The organism is Lichenicola sp. GTC18331, from assembly GCF_055386855.1.
Genome location: NZ_AP045015.1, coordinates 261367 through 276609, shown reverse-complemented (window position 1 = coordinate 276609; position 15243 = coordinate 261367). Strand labels below are relative to the sequence as shown.

Below are 15243 nucleotides of genomic sequence, written 5' to 3'. Positions count from 1 at the left end.
CGATCGCGCACCGGACGGCTCGCCGCGCCGTCTGGTGACCAGAATCGGCTGGTTCGTCGGCCTCTGGGCCGCCAGCATCGCCGTGTTCGCGGCGGTCGCTTACGGATTGCGGCTGATCATCCTCGGCTGATTTTCGTTGCGCGTCCGACTATGATGCCGGGCGCGCAGGGAGAACAACGTGGCGGCCGATCTGATCGACATCTCGCAGCCGCTCCGTGCGGGTGTGCCACACTGGCCCGGCGATACTCCGTTTGAAACGGCGCCGGTCTGGCAGATCGGTCCTGGTTGTCCCGTCTCGGTCGCCCGGTTCGGCTGCTCGACCCATGCGGGGACTCATGCTGACGCCCCGTCGCATTACGACAGGACAGGTCTCGCGATCGACGCACTCGATCTCGATCCGTTTCTCGGCCCCGCCTTCGTCATCGACGCGCGCGATTTCGGTCCGGTCATCACCTCCGAGCGGCTCGCGACGGCACTCCCGTCTGAAGCCATGCGCATCCTTCTCCGCACCTGGGACCGCTTTCCGCACGATGGGTGGCAGGACAATTTCACCACACTGCATCCCGACGCGATCGCGCTTCTCGCCGAACGTGGAGCCCGCCTCGTCGGCGTCGACACGCCGTCGATCGACCCGCGCGAAGCGAAGCTGTTGCGTGCGCACGATGCTGCACGCGTCGCCGGGCTACGCATCCTCGAAGGTCTGGTGCTCGATCATGTCGCGCCGGGCGAATACGAACTGATCGCCCTGCCTCTGCGTCTCGTCGGCCTCGATGCTTCGCCTGTGCGCGCCGTTCTGCGGCCGCTTGCCGCATGAGCCGTTTCGAACGCACGGATGCGCTGTCCCTCGACCGCGACGATCCGCTGGCCAGGTTCCGCGAACGCTTTATCCTGCCCGAAGATCGCATCTATCTCGACGGAAACTCGCTCGGCGCCCTGCCGCGCGCCACGCCGGACGCGGTGCAAACGGTCGTTGCCACGCAATGGGGCCAGGACCTGATCGCGGGCTGGAACACGCATGACTGGATCGGCCTGCCGCAACGCGTCGGCGCGGCGATCGCGCCGCTGATCGGCGCAAAGCCGAACGAGGTGATCGTGTGCGACAGCACCTCGGTCAATCTGTTCAAACTGATCGCAGGCGCCCTGATGCTTCGTCCGGATCGCACGGACATCCTGTCGGAACCAGGCAACTTCCCGACCGATCTCTATGTCGCCGAAGGGGTCGCCGCGCTGCGGCCGGGCGTGCGCGTCGTGCTGCGTCCGGTTGACGAGATCCTCGACGCCATCGACGAGAACACCGCTGTCGTCGTCCTGACCCATGTGCACTATGCCACCGGTCGCATGCTCGACATGGCGGCGTTCACACGCGCCGCGCACGCCAAAGGTGCTTTGGTGCTCTGGGACCTCAGCCACAGCACCGGCGCGGTGCCGGTCGCGCTCGATGCCTGCGGCGCGGATCTCGCCGTCGGCTGCGGCTACAAATATCTGAACGGTGGTCCTGGCGCACCGGCCTTTCTATTCGCGGCCGAAGCGCTGCAGCCGCAGATGCGACAGCCATTGAGCGGTTGGATGGGACATGCCGCCCCGTTCGCGTTCGAGGATGGCTATCGTCCGTCCGAAGGACTGGATCGTTTCCTGTGCGGCACACCGTCGGTGATCGGCATGGTCGCACTGGCCTCGGGCGTCGAGCAGTTTCGCGACGTCGATCTCTCAGCACTGTTCGCGAAAGGCCGCGCGCTGTCCTCGCTTCTGATCGATCTGATGCGCGAACGCTGCGCCGGTTTCGAACTCGCTTCGCCCGAGACCGCGACCGAACGCGGCTGTCATGTCTCGTTCCGGCATCCGGACGCCTACCCGATCTGTCAGGCACTGATCGCACGTGGTGTGGTGGGTGACTTCCGGGCGCCGGACCGCCTGCGCTTCGGCCTGGCGCCGCTCTATACGCGTTTCGCGGACGTGTTCGACGCCGTTACCCATCTGCAGAAGGTGATGGAGGACGCGCTTTGGACCGAGCCGCGCTTTCACCAGAAGGGGCGCGTCACATGAGCGGCCTGCAACGCACCCTGTCCAGCGGCCAGTTGTCGATGATCGCCATCGGCGGCGCGATCGGCACCGGCCTGTTCCTGGGCAGCGGTTTCGCCATCAGCCTTGCAGGCCCTTCCGTTCTGCTTTCCTACGCCGTCGGAGCGCTGATCGCATTTCTGCTGATGCGCGCCCTGGCGGACATGACCGTGACCGATCCCGGCACGGGCTCGTTCGGCACTCTGGCGGCACGCTATCTCGGCGACACCGCCGGCTACCTGGTGCGCTATGCCTATTGGTCCGCCAACGTTCTCGCGGTCGGCACGGAGGTTACGGCCGTCGCGCTCTACATGCGCTTCTGGCTGCCCGATCTGCCCGGGTGGTGGTGGATCGCCGGATTCTCCGCTGCGCTGATCGGCATCAATGCGATCAGCGTGCGTTTGTTCGGCTCGGTCGAGTATCTGTTCTCGTCGGTCAAGATCGCCGCGATCCTGGCCTTTCTTCTGCTCGGCCTGTTCACCATCCTGCACCCGCCGCATGGCGCGGATATCGGCCCGCATCTCTATATCAGCGCGGGCGGGTTCTTTCCGCACGGGTTCGACGGCATGTGGGTCGCGGTGGTGGTCTCGATCTTTTCCTATCTCGGCATCGAAACCATCGCGGTCGCGGCGGGCGAAGCGCAGGACCCCGAGCGCGCCATCACGCGCGCTTTGCGCTCCACCATCGCCCGTCTGGTGTTCTTCTATCTCGCCACCCTGGCGGTGATGCTCGCCGTGATGCCCTGGACGCGCGCCAATTCCGGCACCAGCCCGTTCGTGATGGTGATGGGCGAGAGCGGTGTGCCCTGGGCGGCCTCGCTGATGAACGCCGTGATCCTGATCGCAGCCCTGTCGGCGATGAACAGTCAGATCTTCGCCGCCAGCCGCATGCTCTACAGCCTGTCCGAAGCCGGTCAGGCGCCGAAACTCCTGTCCCGAGTCACCCGGCTCGGCGTACCGCTGCCGGCGCTGCTGGCCTCGAGCGTCGGCATCGCTTTCGCCGCTCTGGTGTTCGTCTGCGCGCCCGCTCAGGCCTTCGGCGCGATGATCGCCGTGTCGATCTTCGGCGCCCTGTTCACATGGGCTACCATCTTCGCCACCCATCTCCGCTTCCGCGTCTTGCGTGGAGCCGGGCGCGCCTGGGGCAGCCTGCTGGGCCTCGTTCTGATGCTGGCGATCCTGCTGACCACCCCGTTCACCGGGGCCTTCCGCCTGACGCTGGCCTACGGTGTGCCGTTTCTGCTGATCATGATCGGATTGCGTGCGGCAGGAAGCCAGCGCCGGCGAGCGGCGACGTGATCGGCAACACGTGAGCGAGCGTCGTAACCGCTTCAGCGGCGACCTGAGCGAACTGTGGCAAATGCCGTGCGATCAGCCGCGTGCCTTTAGAAGCTGGGTCAGGCGATCCACTTCCGCTTGAAGGCGAGCGATCTCGGCTTCCGGCCGGACGGTCTGGGTCGGCTTGCTCCGATCCGCCGTCTTCGCCGATCGCGCGGCGAAATGCGCCATCATCTCTTCCAGAAACGCCGGCACCTCGCCCTGGGCCGAATCGCCATAGAGCCCGATCAACTGCCGCAGGAACCGTGTGGGCAGCATGTTGCGGCCCTTGGTCTCCTCTTCGACGATGATCTGCGTCAGCACGCTGCGGGTGATGTCGTCACCGGTCTTGGCATCGAACACCACGAACTCGCGCCCCTGGCGCACCATGGCCGCCAGGCTGTCGAGCGTGATGTAGATCGAGCCCTCGGTGTCGTACAGCCGACGGTTGGCGTACTTCTTGATGACGACCGGCGTGGCCGGACGATCGAGATCAGCCAATGCGCCCCCTCCCGGTGTCAATGTCGCGACGATAGCATGGGGACCATATGGCAAGGCAAATCGGCCCGGCCCTCCCTTACGGCAGCGCTCTTGTCTGAGGAAGGGGGAAGCGCCATCTGCGCAGCATCCCCAAGACACCGGAGACTCCATGCTCGCCTGTACTGGCTACGCGGCGCAGAGCGCCGACGCGAAACTGGCCCCCCTTTCCTTCGAGCGCCGCGATCCGGGACCGACCGACGTTCAGATCGACATACGCTATTGCGGCGTGTGCCATTCCGACATCCATACCGCCCGTAGCGAATGGGGACCGGCACACTACCCGGTCATTCCCGGACACGAGATCGTCGGCACGGTGGTCTCGGTCGGCAAGGACGTCTCCGGGTTTGCCGTCGGCGACGTCGTCGGCGTCGGCTGCATGGTCGATTCGTGCCAGTCCTGCGACAGCTGCGCCAAGGGGCTGGAGCAGTATTGCGAGAACGGCTTCACCGGCACCTACGACGCGCCGGACAAGAAGCTGCCCGGCAAGTTCACCTTCGGCGGCTATTCCAAGGCCATCGTTGTGGACCAGAAATTCGTGCTCCGGGTGCCCAAGAACCTCGAGCTCGCCGCCGTCGCGCCGCTGCTCTGCGCCGGCATCACCACCTATTCCCCGCTGCGTCACTGGAATGTCGGTCCCGGCAAGACGGTAGGCATCGTCGGCCTGGGTGGCCTCGGCCATATGGCGCTGAAGCTCGCCCACGCCATGGGTGCGGACGTGACGCTCTTTACCACCAGCCCGGGCAAGGCCGAGGACGCCAAGCGGCTCGGTGCCAATCACGTGGTGATCTCCAAGGACGCAGCGGCGATGAAGGCGCAGGCCAGGCGCTTCGACTTCATTCTCGACTGCGTGTCGGCCAAGCACGACATGAACGCCTATCTCGCCCTGCTGAAGCTCGACGGAACCATGGTGCAGGTCGGCCTGCCGTCAGAGCCGCTCTCCGTGCAGGCATTCTCGCTCACCTTGCCGCGCCGCCAGCTCGCCGGCTCGCTGATCGGCGGCATCGCCGAGACCCAGGAGATGCTCGATTTCTGTGCCGAGCACGACATCGTCTCCGATATCGAGATGATCGACATCGCGCAGATCAACGAGGCCTATGAGCGGGTCATTTCGGCCGACGTGAAATATCGCTTCGTGATCGACATGGACACGCTCGCCGAAGCGGCCTGATCGCGTCACCCCGCCCGTTGTCCCGGGCGGGGTCTTCGAGCCGAAGGCGACCGGCTGCCTCTTCCGCCGAGGCAGGCCTGTCGGCGATACCGATATTAGAACCGGTCTTTCCCTGCCCGGCGCTGGGCGAACTCCGCCACATTGCGCGCCAGCATGAACGGGTTTGCCATCCGTTCGTCGCCCAGACGCGAGGGCACGGTCGGTTCGCCTGCGGCAAGCTGACGTTCCACCTCGGCCGCACGCCGCTGCAAGGCCGCATTCTGCGGATCGATCGACAGCGCGAACCGTGCATTGCCGAGCGTGTATTCGTGCCCGCAACAGACCAGAGTGTCGTCAGGCAGATGTTTCAGGGCCGCGAAGCTTGCGAACATCTCCTCCGGCGTTCCTTCCAGGAGCCGCCCGCAGCCCAGGCTGAACAGGGTATCGCCGCAGAACAAAGCCGGCCCGGACGGCAGGAAGAACGAGACATGACCGCGGGTGTGCCCGTCGGTATCGATGACCTCGACGGTCTGATCGCCGAAGGCGAAGCGGTCGCCGCCACCCACCGCCAGATCGAGCGGCGGCAGGCGCGCAGCGTCTCTGGCGGCACCGACGATCCGGGCGCCGAACCGCTCCGCCACCTGTCTCGCCTCGGCGATATGGTCGTCATGGTGATGGGTCAGGAGCACGAGATCCAGCCGGCCGCCTTCGGCCTCCAGAACGTCGACCACTGGCACGGCCACGGCGGGATCGACCACGGCGACGGCCCCGCTCGCCGTGTCGCGCAGACGCCAGACATAGTTGTCGGACAGGATCGGGATCGAGCGGATATTGAGTGTCGTCATGGCGCGCTCCTTCACAATCGCCGTGGGGACTGAGCATCGCCCGGCATCATGCTATATCGAGAGCATGCTCGACGACGTCCAGGCCGTGATGGCGTTCAACGCGACCCGTCTGGGCCAGACCGCGCATCGCGCATTGCGACGCTCTGCCCGCAGGATCTGGCCCAACCTGTCCGGACAGACCGTTCTGGGCCTCGGATATGCCGCACCGCTTCTGCCGTTATGGCGCAAACAGGCTCGTCTCTGCGTCGATGCCGTGGCTGCGGCATCCGCTGCCGGCGATCCTGCCGCCACATCCACCCGTCTTCTGGTGCAGGACGACGCGTTGCCGTTTCCGGATGCCGCGTTCGATCGCGTGGTGATGATGCACGCGATCGAGACCGCAGATGCCACCCGGCTGCTACGCGGCGTCTCGCGTTGTCTGCGCGACGACGGGCGGCTGCTGATAGTGGTACCGAATCGCACCGGACTCTGGGCGATCCATGACGGCACCCCCTTCGCCGACGGCGCGCCTTGCTCGATCGGCCGAATCGAACGGCTGCTCAGACGGTCCCTGTTCCGTATCGAAACGCTCCGGGGCGGTCTGTTCATGCCGCCGGTCGACGCCTTGCGCCGTGCAGCGCCGTTGGTCGAAACGGCCGGCCGGTATCTTTCACCCCGCCTGTCGGGCGTGCTGATCGTGGAAGCGGTCAAGGACGTGCATGCCGCCCTGCCGGTGGCCAGCACGTCGCGACGCTTCGGCGGCATCTTCGCCCGGCGCGTTCTGTTGCCCATGGGCCGGATCGGCCCAGTGGATCAGGCTTCCATCGCCACCCCGTATTCCTCGAGCACATCGAGATAAGGCGCCAGCGCAAGGGAAAACCGGGTCGCGGGCACCAGCAATTCGCCCACCACCGCCGGCAACGTCAGGCCGTATTCCGCCACCAATCTCAGCCCGTGATCGGCCAGCAGAAACAACGCCCAGCCTTCCGGCAACATGTCGGGCAAGGCGCGCAACAGGGCGAAAGCCTCGGGCCGGCGCTCTGCGGACAGTGCCGTGGACGGAATACGGCCGATCCGGACAGTCAGGCGCAACCGGCACTCGGTCCGCACCGCCGGCTCTGCGTGTACCCCCTTAGCATCGGGAACGATCTCGAGCATCATCGGCCGGCCGCGCCAGCGAAAGGCGAAGCCGCCGACCTTATCGCGCTCCAGGGCGAGACGCCCCAGCTCGTCCACCAGAAACGCCCCCATGGGCAGCGGTTGTCGTGCTTCGGCTGGCAGCATGTCCACCGCGCCCCTCTTTCATCCGGAAGGCCAGCTTGACCGCAAAAGGTGAAGCCTTCACTAACCGGGCACGATGTCCCTCATCCATTCCTTCAAGCTCGTGCTGGCGCCGCCGCATCCCGCAGGCAAGCCGTTCCTCATCGCAGGCGCGGTGGTGGCAGTGGTCGGTCTGGCGCTGCCCTACACGGCGGCCCGTGTGATCGGCGTGCTCGCCTTCCTGTTCGTGCTGTTCTGCTTCTACTTCTTCCGCGATCCGGAGCGGGTGCAGCCCGCTGACGACACGGCCGTCATCGCGCCTGCGGACGGGCATATCGTTTCGGTCATGCAGGTCGCCCCGCCGCCCGAACTCGAGCTGGGCGCCGAGCCGCGCTGGCGCGTCGCCATCTTCCTCAGCGTGCTCGACGTGCATGTGAACCGCATGCCGGTGGCGGCAGAGGTGACGAAGATCGCCTACCACAAGGGACAGTTCGTCAATGCCAGCCTGGACAAGGCCAGCGACAAGAACGAGCGCAACGCCCTGGCGCTGCGCCTCCCGGACGGCCGCACCATGGCCGTGGTGCAGATCGCAGGGCTGATCGCCCGACGTATCCTGTGCCATGCGCGCGAAGGCCAGAGCTTCGCCGCCGGCGAGCGCTTCGGCATCATCCGCTTCGGCAGCCGCACCGATCTCTATCTGCCGCCGGGAATCGTGCCGATCGTCCGTGTTGGCCAGACCATGGTCGGCGGCGAGACCGTGCTTGCCCACCTCTGAAATCCCGTCCCAGCCGGGTTTCTCCCCTGCGGCCCGTCTGCGACGGCGCAGGCTGCGACAGCTCGGACGGCGTACGCGCCGGCCGCGCTTCCGGGGGCAGAGCTTCAACCGGCTGATCCCCAACATCCTCACCCTGATCGGGCTCTGTTCCGGACTGATCGGCATGCGCGCGGCGCTGGAAGGCCATTTCGGTCAGGCGGGCGTGGCGCTAGTGATCGCGGGCTTCATCGACGGGCTGGACGGCCGCATCGCCCGTCTGTTGCGCGCCACCAGCCGCTTCGGCGCGGAGTTCGACAGCCTGTCCGACTTCCTGTGCTTCGGCGTGGCCCCGGCCTTCATCCTCTATCTCTGGTCGCTACACGAGGGCGGTCGCTACGGCTTCCTGCCCTGCATCATGTTCGCCGTCTGCATGGCGCTGCGTCTGGCGCGATTCAACGCCAGTCTCGGCGACGACAGCCCGAAACCGGCACAGCCCTCCTATCGCAACAATTTCTTCACCGGCGTTCCGGCCCCGGCCGGTGCGGGGCTGGCCCTGTTTCCGTTGTTCCTGGGGCTGGAGGCCAACAAGCTCGGTCTGCCCTGGCTGCAATCCCTGTCTCATCAGCCGCTTCTGGTGGCGCCGATCCTGATCGGCGTGGCCTTTCTCAGCGTCTCGACCTTGCCGCTCTGGAGCTTCAAGAACTTCAAGGTGCCGGCCCAGGTCGTTCTACCGCTGCTGCTCGGGATCGGCGTGTTTGTCGCGGTTCTGGTGGCCGATCCCTGGGCGGCTCTGGCCGCTGCAGGCCTGATCTACATGGCGATGATCCCGCTCAGCTACCGGAGCTTCCATCGTCTCCGAGCCGATGCCGAGGCGCTGCAGGAAGAGGTGCCGGACGAGCCGGTTCCGGTTCAGACGACGCCGGCGTCTGCACCGTAGGCTCCGGTTCGCCGACGATCGGGGCAGTCGTCAAGGACCGCAGCGCCGCCAGGATATCCGCCGGATGCGGCGGACTACCCGGAACCGCCAGAACCGCCGGCAAACGCCCGCCGAACCCGTCGATCCCGGCATAGCCGCCCTTGAACGGGCCGCCATCGATCGCACAGTCGCCCACCAGAACTAGGTGCTTCGGCGCCGCCATCGCGGCCCAGGCCGCCTCCACCGCCCGCTGCATCTCCGGCCCGGCCGCTCCGCTCACCAGCAGCACGTCGGCATGGCGCGGATAATCGGTCGGCGACAAACCCGCCTCCCGCAGCGACACCGCCTCGACCTCCAGCGCGCAGCCGCCGCACCCCCCGGCTCTCACATGCATCACCGACAGCATGGCGCGCGCTCCGATCCGGCTCGGTTCATTGATCCGCCCCCGCGACGGACAAGCCGCGCCGCCGTATCTCGCCGAACATCGCGTCCAGCGTCATTCCAGAAGCTGTCTGCTCCAACGCGTACAACTGCGACAGCGCCGGATCGACCGCGTGCCACCCGGTCAATCGACCGCCTTCGAACCGCACCCAGACCCAAAGAGGCCCGGCCAGCGTGTCCGCCGTCCCGAGCCCCTCGCGCACACCGTCCGGAACCGCCGGAATGGCCTCGCGACCAGGCAGCAAAGCACTCGCTCCACGACGAACGATTGCCAGATCGCGGCGTAGTTCGGCGCCCAGCCCGCCGCGCGACAAACGCCGTTCGATCAGCGTCAGCGCTTCCGGCACATGCTCCAGCGCCCGTTCCTGCGGCCGGTTCGCCCAGCCGCCCGGCACCACCGCCCCCCGCATCAGCCTGTTGCCGAACGCCGCCGCGCACGCATCCAGCAGGATTTCCCGGCTGGCCGCGTGCCCGCCCGCACGCAACCTGTTCGCGATCCGCTCCAGCGCGATCGTCGCGCTTCGCAGCCCCCGCGTGATGCCGTCGATCGACCACCCGAACGCTGCTTCGGCCGCCTGCGCGAAAGCGACCTCGTAGGCGACGCAGCGCGTGGCATCGATCCGTCCCACCAAACGCGCGGCCTCCGCCGGATCGGTGCCGCGCAGCCGCAGCGCCACGCCGCGATGACCCGCGCCGAGCAGACTCTCCAGCCGCCTGACATGCTCGCCCCAAACGGCCACGCGCATCTGCCCCGGACCCCGCAGAAGCGACTGTACCGGACCGATCGGCAAGGACATTGCCCCTGCGCGCTCGTCCTCCTCGGTCCAGACGAACTCGGGCGGCTCCGGCGGCCACGCCACAGGTCCCGGACGGTTCGACAGGGGCGCCGTTTGCGCCCAGACGCCATGATCAAGCCAGGGACGCAGATCGCGCGCGCCCATCGCCTCGATCCCCCACAGATCGCGCACCATCCGTTCCGGTACCGCGAGATGCGGCCGCATCGGCGACAAGGCCAGAAACCGCTTCGACTCCACCGGGCCCGAGGCGATCAACGGCGCATCCGGGCCTTCCAGCAGCAGAACATGAACCTGCTCGCCATCCGACCATAGCCCGGACGCCGCCAGCGGGTCGGTCACGAGCCGCTCGGCCAGATCGGCCCAGCCCGCTTCCGACAACTCGAACCGCGTCGACGGCAAGGCCGCGGACGGCCGGCCGCCGCGCACCAGGGTCGCGGCCGGAACGCGCAACCGGCCACTCATCGGTTTCCCCCCGCGATCGACAGCAAACAGTCCGAAAGCCCGGTCGGCATCGCCAGGCCGAGCCAAAGCAGCACAGCCAGCACCGAAGCCGCCGCTACCGGCCAGATCCCGAAACGGCCGCCGGGCAGCGTCGGACTTGGATCACGCCCCCTGGCCTGCAGCACGGACAAAGCCGACACCGCCGCCCCGAGCAGCAGCAATGCAGCCCCGATCGGCCCATCGCCCATCAAACGCAGCATCAGAACCATGAACGCGGCGAAAGGCCCGAACGGCGGCAAGCCGATCAGCACCAGGGTCGCTCCGGAACGCAAGCCGGCGCCGCTCCGATCCAACGGCACGGACAGAACCAGCGGCAGCAGCAGCGCGAGGAATCCCGTCAGCATCAGCGCCGCGGCAACACCGCCCGGACCGCCGGATGCCACGGCCGCCAGCGCCATCCCGGCCTGCAACGCGGCCGTCAGCGACACGCGTCCGGCCAGCGACCGGTGCGCCGGGATCAGCAGCAGTGCCAGGACGCCCAGCGCCAACCCCGCCGCGAACACCACCGGCGCCAGAAACGGCTCCACCCGCAAACAGCGCAGCGAGACCGACACGGCGACGCCGAGCAACAGCACACGCAACAACCCGCGCGACACGCTAGAGCGTCCGAACAGGACGGGTCGCAAAAACCCCCACGCGCAAACCAGTAGCACCGGCAAAAGCAACAGCAACAACCCGGCTGACGGCACGTGTCCGCTACCGCCGAGCGACGACCAGCGCGGCGCTCCGCCCGTCGCCGACAGCACCGCCGTCCCGGCCGCCATCACCGGCACGGCACCCAGGACCAGCGGGACTTCGCGCCCGTTCGCCTCGTCCCTGCGTCCCAGCAGCAGCATCGCGCCCAACAGAAGCGGCAAGACCGCCAACGAATCGGCCCGACAGAACGCGAGGGCGCAGGCCACCACGCTTTGCGCGCTCACCGGCCAGCGACGCCAGCGCGCGCTCGACGGGCGCGCCGTTTCACCCGGCTGCAAACCGCGCAGAGACACAAGCAGCCAGCTCACAGCTGGCAGCAGGGTCGCCGTGCGGGCCAGCGGATCGTTTCGCCAGAAGATCCCGGCACCGCAAAGAACGGCGTTCGGCGTCAACGACGCCCAGCCCGCCAGTATCGTCGTCAGGACCGCACTCAGCACGGCAGCTTCCGCGAGACGACGCGCGGAAACGCCCTCCGGCAACGCCATCGGCAGCAACGCGAACACGAAGGGCAACCACACGACCGGCGGACAGAACGCGCTCATACCGGATCGCTCCAGACAGGACGCGCGCAGAATCGCTGCAAGAACAGGAGTTGCGGCACGACCACCATCGGCCACGCCAGCCAGCCGCCGCCCGGCGACACACAGATCATCAGCAGCGCACCGTGACCCGCCGTCAGCAGCGCCGCCCAGCGCGATCGTTCCGAGCGCGCGAACACCAGCCCGACCGCCCCGGACAGGACGATTCCCAACCCGGCGGACAAGACCGGCGAGGCGGCGGAGCCAGAACCGGACGGCAGCAGCCGGAACCCGATCCAGGCCGCGGCCAAAGCCGCGCCGATCGGCCAGATCCCGCCTGATTCCGGCTTCTCCCATCCCCGGGCGGCGCGCAGCCATAGCCACACGCACTCCCCGCAGAGAAACGCGACGCCTACCATGGAGCCCGGTATCGTCGCCGCGGACAGCAAGGCGATCGCGAGCATCACGCCCTGAAACAACAACCAACGACGCATCGTGCCGTCTGCAGCCGGCCGGGCGCAGAATACTGCCGACACCAGTAGTGCCGTCGCCGGGAGCACAGCCAGTGCGTTCATTCCGCGCCCTGCGTGGCCAGAAACAGGATCGGTCCGAGCAGGGCGGCGAACAGGGACAAGGCGGCCAGGCCTCTCCGGCTGGCCGTATCGTCCGCACGCCGCGCCACGATTTCGAAGATAGCCAGCGCCAGCCCGAGCCGCAGCAACCAACAGATCAGCGCCAGCATCCACTGCAGCGGGCCGGATTGGGCCGATGCCACGCTTCCCGGCCACGCCAAGGCCCCCAGAAGATCGACCCACACCAAACGTCGCAATCCGCCCTCGAGCCGGAACAGTACCAGGTCCGGCCCGGACAAGGTTTGCGACAGTGCCGCGTCACGCCCGCCGGACGCCAGCGCCGCCAGCGCCATTGCGGCGACGCACGCCAGCGCACCCGGCCCGGCCAGGCCATGCTGGCCGCTCAGCATCGCGTCCAGCCCTGCGCCGCCGGACGACGAGACGAGAACAGCCGCCGACAGAACCAGTCCCGGCAGCGCCAGCAGAGCGTCCACCATGCCGCCCACCGCCGCCAGACCCGACGCAGCCGATCCGCCATCGGCGGCCGACGCCAGCCAGGCGCCACGCGACACAGTCAGAAGTCCAAGCACCAGAACAAGATCCGACAGCGGCCAGTCCAGCATCCCACGCAAGAAGGACGGCACCAGCAGCGCGGCGCAACCGGTGAACGATAGCGACAGAACGGGCACCCAACGCGGCACCACAGACCCGCCTTCGAACCGGACAGGTTCGCGGCCGGCCTGGACACCGAGCAGCACGAAAGGCCGCGCCACCCAGCCACGCCACCCGGCCAGTGTCCACCAACCCGCAATCGGCCCCAATCGCACGGCCAGCAAAGGGGCCGTCAGCAGAACGAGGATCATGTGCGACAGGAGCGCGGCGGAGCCGAGAGCCAGAACGGCGAGCTGGTTCATCGTGACCCGCTCGCGCCGAACGCCCCGGATGCTGCCAGAACCAAGCCGACCCCGAGCACGATCAGGCCGAGAAGCGGCGCATGACGTTCCAGCGCCGACCGGAACCGTTCGCCCCCTGAGCGCGACCGGACGATCCAGCGTCGCAACCGGATCGCGCCGAGCCGGTTCGACCCCCAACCGCGCGGACGTGGTTCCGGCAAGACCAGCGCTTGTCTCAATGCCAGCCCCAGCGTCGACGGCGCGATCTGCGTGGCCGGATCCCCGAACGGTAGCCAGGGCGGCGGCGGAGGCGCCCCGTCCTCCCAGGCGCGGGCGGGCCGTTCGGCATGCAGACTCAGGTTGCGCGCTAAAAGCACGGCCAGAACCCCGCCCAGCATCAGAATCAGCGCGATCGGCAACGGCGCCAGCATCCCGCCTCCTGCCGGGGACAGCAGAACCAACAGCTTATGGCGCGGGCCTTCTCCGCCCAGAATGGCATTGCTGTCCGCCCGCCCCGCCGCCAGAAACAGCCACGCCCCCGGCACCAGCCCCGCGAAAACAGGCACCGCCAGAAGTGGCCCATAGCGACGCGCAGCCGCGCGGCCGAGATCCGTCGCGGCAGCGCCACGCGGCGTGCGCGGCCGCCCCAGCACCGCGATCGAGCCCAAACGAAGCAGGCTCGCCGCCGCAAGCGCCGCCGCACCGAAGATCATCAAAAGACCGCAGAACGTGAAGACGGCGATGCCGCCCGGTGTCGGCAAGGGCGATGCCAGAATCACATGCATCAGCAGCCAGAGGGCGGAAAACCCGGTGCCGGGCGGAGCGGCCATCAGCAACATCGACGGCACAGATACCAGCGCGCAGGCGAACGGCATCGACCGGATCAGACCGCCCAGGCGCGACAGGAGTCCGGATCCGGCTTCGCATTCCATCGCCTGCACCAATCCCAGACTCGCCAAACCGCCGAGCAACACGGTCGGCGACACCAGCATGGCCGCATCGAATGCCGTTCCAGCCAGAACGGGCAGATCGTTCGCACGAGCCAACAAACAGAAACCGACGGCAACCACGAACAGGTTGTTCCAGACCGAAAGAACCCGACCCACCACGCCGGCAGCACGCTGGTCGGCCAGTGCCGACAGTCCGGCGCGAACCGCGCCGAACGCGCCGAGTGCCGACAGGGCGCCTCCCCACCACGCGGTCGGCGCCGGGCCGGCCAGATCGAGCAGCAAACGCAGCAGAAGAAACTGGCCCAGCAACGCGCCGCACAGAGCAACCCATGGGCGTGAGAAAGCGCAGCGATGCCGGAATCCGCCTTGCGCCGGCCATAGTCCCAGCAGAGGCGCCACGGCCGTAACCACCAGTAAAGGCAGCGCTGGCCCGGTTCGGCCGCCGGCAGCGCGCAGCAGAACAAAGCCCGGGTCCGCCAACAGACCGCCGGTAGAGGCCGCAGGAACGCAAAGGAGCACGCACGCACCGGCAATCGCGAAGGCAGACAGCACGCCGTTGCGTCCGGCACCCCGCCCTGCCAGACGCGTCGGCAGAAGAACCGCCAAACACGCACCGCAACCGAGCAGAAAAGCGTCGCCGGCGATCAGCGCCAGCAGAATGGCCGCGACGCGCAGATCACGCCAGGGCGCATCCGCGTCAGCTGGAGCGTCCGCATCCGACCACGCGGCGATCGCGAACAGAACAAGGGCGAACACGCCGCCGATCGGTCCAAGGGCAAGCCCACCCTCTCCGCCGGCATAACCAACTGGCACGGGCAATCCCGCCGACCAGCCGGCGATCAGCCCGAGGACGGACAGGGCGACGCCACACAAGGGCAGGACAGCCCTGCGACCGGTCGGGACGGTACGTCGCGGCAGGGTCAATGCCAGAACCCCTCGCCCCGCGTGGACGATCCCGATCACCACAAGCCCGATCAGGATCACCAGGGTCAAGCGATTCCTTTCAAGCGAGCCGTATGCCGGAACCGTGTTACGATAGGATGCCGCCCCGTCGGGACGC

General features: G+C 67.7%; 16 protein-coding genes and 1 pseudogene. 8 read left to right on the top strand and 9 right to left on the bottom strand.

The window, feature by feature from the left end:
• Positions 1–34: 34 nt before the first annotated feature.
• The 4 genes from ACZ5BM_RS01305 to ACZ5BM_RS01290 are packed head-to-tail and all read left to right on the top strand — an operon-like array spanning position 35 to position 3356.
• Complete coding sequence (locus tag ACZ5BM_RS01305; RefSeq protein WP_422864211.1) at positions 35–130, top strand: DUF2474 family protein; 96 nt, start codon at positions 35–37, stop codon at positions 128–130.
• A 48-nt stretch (positions 131–178) separates the two neighbouring features.
• Positions 179–814: a cyclase family protein gene (gene kynB / locus ACZ5BM_RS01300; protein ID WP_498909530.1), complete on the top strand. Its 636-nt coding sequence runs from the start codon at positions 179–181 to the stop codon at positions 812–814.
• Positions 811–2043 (top strand): kynureninase, encoded by a 1233-nt coding sequence (kynU, locus tag ACZ5BM_RS01295; protein ID WP_498909528.1) that lies wholly within the window; start codon positions 811–813, stop codon positions 2041–2043. Before kynB ends, kynU begins: the two co-directional genes overlap by 4 nt.
• Positions 2040–3356 carry an amino acid permease gene (locus ACZ5BM_RS01290; RefSeq protein WP_498909527.1) on the top strand — a complete coding sequence of 439 codons (1317 nt, stop codon included), beginning with the start codon at positions 2040–2042 and terminating at the stop codon, positions 3354–3356. The genes kynU and ACZ5BM_RS01290 overlap by 4 nt, the downstream gene beginning before the upstream one ends.
• 195 nt (positions 3357–3551) lie before the next feature.
• On the opposite strand, the pseudogene phaR reads toward ACZ5BM_RS01290, so the two are convergent.
• Positions 3552–3875, bottom strand: a pseudogene (phaR, locus tag ACZ5BM_RS01285) (polyhydroxyalkanoate synthesis repressor PhaR); the annotation flags it as partial.
• Between the two features lie 148 nt (positions 3876–4023).
• Between phaR and ACZ5BM_RS01280 the strand changes: the two are divergent.
• Positions 4024–5082 carry an NAD(P)-dependent alcohol dehydrogenase gene (locus tag ACZ5BM_RS01280; RefSeq protein ID WP_498909526.1) on the top strand — a complete coding sequence of 353 codons (1059 nt, stop codon included), beginning with the start codon at positions 4024–4026 and terminating at the stop codon, positions 5080–5082.
• 95 nt (positions 5083–5177) lie between these two features.
• Here the strand turns inward: ACZ5BM_RS01280 and gloB are convergent, their stop codons facing one another.
• A complete protein-coding gene (gene gloB / locus ACZ5BM_RS01275) occupies positions 5178–5906 on the bottom strand; it encodes a hydroxyacylglutathione hydrolase (protein WP_498909525.1) in 729 nt (242 codons plus the stop codon).
• A 64-nt stretch (positions 5907–5970) separates the two neighbouring features.
• Here gloB and ACZ5BM_RS01270 point away from each other — a divergent pair, with 64 nt between their 5' ends.
• A complete protein-coding gene (locus ACZ5BM_RS01270) occupies positions 5971–6744 on the top strand; it encodes a class I SAM-dependent methyltransferase (protein ID WP_498909524.1) in 774 nt (257 codons plus the stop codon).
• Here ACZ5BM_RS01270 and ACZ5BM_RS01265 read toward each other — a convergent pair.
• Positions 6699–7175, bottom strand: coding sequence for a hypothetical protein (locus ACZ5BM_RS01265; RefSeq protein WP_498909523.1), 477 nt, complete (start codon positions 7173–7175; stop codon positions 6699–6701). The genes ACZ5BM_RS01270 and ACZ5BM_RS01265 overlap by 46 nt on opposite strands.
• A 67-nt stretch (positions 7176–7242) precedes the next feature.
• Here ACZ5BM_RS01265 and ACZ5BM_RS01260 point away from each other — a divergent pair, with 67 nt between their 5' ends.
• Positions 7243–7920 (top strand): phosphatidylserine decarboxylase, encoded by a 678-nt coding sequence (locus ACZ5BM_RS01260; protein ID WP_498909522.1) that lies wholly within the window; start codon positions 7243–7245, stop codon positions 7918–7920.
• Positions 7907–8836 (top strand): CDP-alcohol phosphatidyltransferase family protein, encoded by a 930-nt coding sequence (locus ACZ5BM_RS01255; RefSeq protein WP_498909521.1) that lies wholly within the window; start codon positions 7907–7909, stop codon positions 8834–8836. Before ACZ5BM_RS01260 ends, ACZ5BM_RS01255 begins: the two co-directional genes overlap by 14 nt.
• On the opposite strand, the gene ACZ5BM_RS01250 is transcribed toward ACZ5BM_RS01255, so the two are convergent.
• The 6 genes from ACZ5BM_RS01250 to ACZ5BM_RS01225 are packed head-to-tail and all read right to left on the bottom strand — an operon-like array spanning position 8730 to position 15176.
• Positions 8730–9221, bottom strand: a complete 492-nt coding sequence (locus ACZ5BM_RS01250) for an NADH-quinone oxidoreductase subunit B family protein (protein ID WP_498909520.1) — start codon at positions 9219–9221, stop codon at positions 8730–8732. The two genes, ACZ5BM_RS01255 and ACZ5BM_RS01250, sit on opposite strands and share 107 nt — an antisense overlap.
• 25 nt (positions 9222–9246) lie before the next feature.
• Positions 9247–10515, bottom strand: a complete 1269-nt coding sequence (locus ACZ5BM_RS01245; protein ID WP_498909519.1) for a hypothetical protein — start codon at positions 10513–10515, stop codon at positions 9247–9249.
• Positions 10512–11792: a hypothetical protein gene (locus ACZ5BM_RS01240; protein ID WP_498909518.1), complete on the bottom strand. Its 1281-nt coding sequence runs from the start codon at positions 11790–11792 to the stop codon at positions 10512–10514. Before ACZ5BM_RS01240 ends, ACZ5BM_RS01245 begins: the two co-directional genes overlap by 4 nt.
• Entirely contained in the window at positions 11789–12343 is a 555-nt protein-coding gene (locus ACZ5BM_RS01235) for a hypothetical protein (RefSeq protein ID WP_498909517.1), read from the bottom strand. Before ACZ5BM_RS01235 ends, ACZ5BM_RS01240 begins: the two co-directional genes overlap by 4 nt.
• Positions 12340–13254 (bottom strand): hypothetical protein, encoded by a 915-nt coding sequence (locus tag ACZ5BM_RS01230; protein WP_498909516.1) that lies wholly within the window; start codon positions 13252–13254, stop codon positions 12340–12342. The genes ACZ5BM_RS01235 and ACZ5BM_RS01230 overlap by 4 nt, the downstream gene beginning before the upstream one ends.
• On the bottom strand, positions 13251–15176 hold the full coding sequence (locus ACZ5BM_RS01225; RefSeq protein ID WP_498909515.1) for a hypothetical protein: 1926 nt from the start codon (positions 15174–15176) through the stop codon (positions 13251–13253). Before ACZ5BM_RS01225 ends, ACZ5BM_RS01230 begins: the two co-directional genes overlap by 4 nt.
• Positions 15177–15243 lie beyond the last annotated feature (67 nt).